The 2870-nt window shown below is 71.9% G+C and carries 3 protein-coding genes; all 3 read left to right on the top strand.

Annotation, left to right across the window (positions count from 1 at the left end):
* Positions 1–686, top strand: a 686-nt coding sequence (locus WA805_RS29275) for a sensor histidine kinase (protein WP_425243939.1), incomplete at its 5' end; no start/stop codon positions are given.
* 10 nt (positions 687–696) lie between these two features.
* Complete coding sequence (locus tag WA805_RS29270) at positions 697–1362, top strand: response regulator (RefSeq protein ID WP_425243938.1); 666 nt, start codon at positions 697–699, stop codon at positions 1360–1362.
* 151 nt (positions 1363–1513) lie between these two features.
* Positions 1514–2870, top strand: a 1357-nt coding sequence (locus tag WA805_RS29265) for an FAD-dependent oxidoreductase (protein WP_425243937.1), incomplete at its 3' end; no start/stop codon positions are given.

Genomic DNA, 2870 nt, shown 5'->3' with positions numbered 1-2870 from the left:
TCGCCGAGGCCCGCGTCGCGGAGCGGGCGCGGATCGCCCGCGAGATGCATGACGTGCTCGCCCACCGGCTGTCGCTGCTGGCCACCTACGCGGGCGCGCTGGAGTACCGCCCGGACGCCTCGCCCGAGCAGCTCGCCCGCGCCGCCGGGGTGGTGCGGGCCGGCGTGCATCAGGCCCTCGACGAGCTCCGCGAGGTGATCACTGTGCTGCGGGACGACGACGACTTCGACGGGAAGCATCCGCTACCCGGGCTGGCGGACCTGGACGGGCTGATCGCGGAGACCAGGGACGCCGGCACCGCCGTGGACGTGACGCGACGGGTGACGCAGCAGGAGGACCTGCCCGGCGGGCTGGGCCGCACCGCCTACCGGGTGGTGCAGGAGGGGCTGACCAACGCCCGCAAGCACGCGCCAGGCCGACCGGTCCGGGTGCTGCTCGCCGGGAAGCCGGGCGGCCGGCTGGTCGTCGAGCTCGCCAACCCGGTTGGCCCGGCCGACCCGGTCATCAACGGGAGCGGAACCGGCCTGATCGGGCTGACCGAGCGGGTGCGGCTGGCTGGCGGGGAGATCGACCACACGATCAGCGCGGACGGCGAGTTCGTGCTGCACGCCTGGCTGCCCTGGCCAGCGGAGACAGCGGAGACAGCGGAGACAGCGGAGCCGACGGAACCAGCGGTGCCGGAATGACTGACGCCCCATGACCGACGAAACAACGCAGCGCATCCGGGTGCTGCTCGTCGACGACGACGCCCTCGTCAGGGCCGGGCTCACGATGATGCTCGACGGCGCGCATGGCATCGAGGTGGTCGGCGAGGCCGCCGACGGCGCCGAGGTGCCGGCCGCGGTCGACGCGCACGCGCCCGACGTCGTGCTGATGGACCTGCGCATGCCGCGCACCGACGGGATCACCGCCACGCGCCGGCTCCGCGCCAGGCCGCGCGCCCCCGAGGTGATCGTGCTGACCACCTTCGACGCCGACGAGAACGTGCTCGGCGGCCTGCGGGCCGGCGCCAGCGGCTTCCTGCTCAAGGACTCTCCGCCGGCCCAGATCGTCGACGCGATCCGCCGGGTCGCGGCCGGCGACCCCATCCTCTCCCCGGTTATCACCCGCCGCCTGATGGACCGGGCCGTGGCCGAGTCCGGCACCAAGGACAAGGCCCGCGCGGTGCTGGCCGGCCTGACCCCGCGCGAGCACGAGGTCGTGCTGGGCATCGCCCAGGGCGAGACCAACGCCGAGATCGCCGCCCGGCTCTACATGAGCGTGGCCACCGTGAAGGCGCACATCACTCACATCCTGACCAAGCTCGGCGCCACCAACCGCACCCAGATCGCGCTCCTCGCCCACGACGCTGGCCTGGTCTGACACCGGCCGGTCCCACATATTCCTTGATTACTTAAAGTAGTAGTCTGACTGCAATTTGCAATGACGCTTTTGCTCACCTGCGGATACTTCCCAGATGAGCACGCTCGTGCGATGGTATGTCTGCAGACCTCATATGCGAGGAGTGAACGCAATGGCACGCATTGTGGTCATTGGCGGCGGATTAATAGGCTTCGCAACCGCGCTGATGGTCGCGAAGCAGGGGCACGACGTCACCATTCTCGAGCGCGACCCGGCGCCGCCGCCGGGCACTCCCGATGAGGCCTGGGATCACTGGGAGCGGCAGGGCGTCATGCAGTTCCGGCAGCCGCACTACCTGCTGCCGCAGGGCCTGCGCGTGCTTGAGGAGCACCTGCCCGAGATGGCCCGCGCCATCAGGAACGCCGGCGCCATCCCGCACACCATGCTGTCCGCGCTGCCGCCGGGGATCACCGACCGCGCGCCGCGCCCTGACGACGGCAAGTTCCTGACCGTCACCGCGCGGCGGCCGGTGCTCGAGCAGGCGATGGCGGGCGCGGCTGGCAGGCTCGTGGAGGTCCGCCGCGGCGCGCGGGTCTCCGGCCTGCTGACCACCAGGTCGCGGCAGGTGACCGGCGTCCGGCTGCACAACAACATGGAGCTGCTCGCCGACCTGGTGATCGACGCCATGGGCCGGAGTTCCCCGCTGCCAGTGTGGCTCGACGCGGCCGGCCTGTACGAGGTGGCCGAACGCGCCGACGACGCCGGCTTCACCTATTACTCCCGGTTCTTCCGCGCCCGCCCCGGCGAGGCGCCGCCGGCCCCGCTGACCGGCAACCTCACGCCGTTCGACTGCTACTCGATCCGCACGACCCCTGGCGACTCGGGCACCTGGTCGGTGACGGTCTCCATCCACTCCCAGGACCGCGCGCTACGGCGGCTGCGAGACGAACGGCACTGGACCAGGCTGGTCAGCGAGTGCCCGCTGCACGCCCACCTCATCGCGGGCGGCGAGCCGGTCACCGGCGTGCTCGCCGCGGGCGGCACGGTGAACCGGATCCGCGCCATCGTCAGGGCGGGCGTGCCGGTGGCGACCGGGGTGCTCAGCGTCGGCGACGCGTGGGCGTGCACCAACCCCTCCCTCGGCCGCGGGATGACGCTCGGCCTGATGCACGCCGCCATCGTGGCGGAAGCCGTCGCCGATCACGTCAAGGACCCGTTCACGCTCGCGCTCGAGTACGACAGGCTGACCAGGCAGCGGCTGCTCCCCTGGTACCGGAACACGGTCTACCTGGACAGCCAGCGCATCGCGCAGGTCGCCGCGGTGATCCAGGGCCGTTCTCCGAGCCAGGACGTCCCCGACCTGGCGGGCGCCCCGCTGCGGGACCTGGCAGCGGCCATGACGTGGGACGCGGACGTGTTCCGCGCGTTCATGGAGATGATCACGATGCTGGCGCCGCCGCAGGAGATCATGACCCGCCCCGGCCTGGCGCGGAAGATCACGGAGGCTGCCGCGCTGGCGACCGCCGGCG

Source organism: Trebonia sp. (assembly GCF_049794275.1).
Taxonomy (GTDB): Bacteria; Actinomycetota; Actinomycetes; order Streptosporangiales; family Streptosporangiaceae; genus Trebonia.
This window is presented reverse-complemented; position numbering and strand designations above follow the sequence as displayed.

Bases quoted from the DNA above. Each gene is read 5' to 3' on its own strand.
- WA805_RS29270 (WP_425243938.1), top strand. From the start codon at position 697: ATGACCGACGAAACAACGCAGCGCATCCGGGTGCTGCTCGTCGACGAC.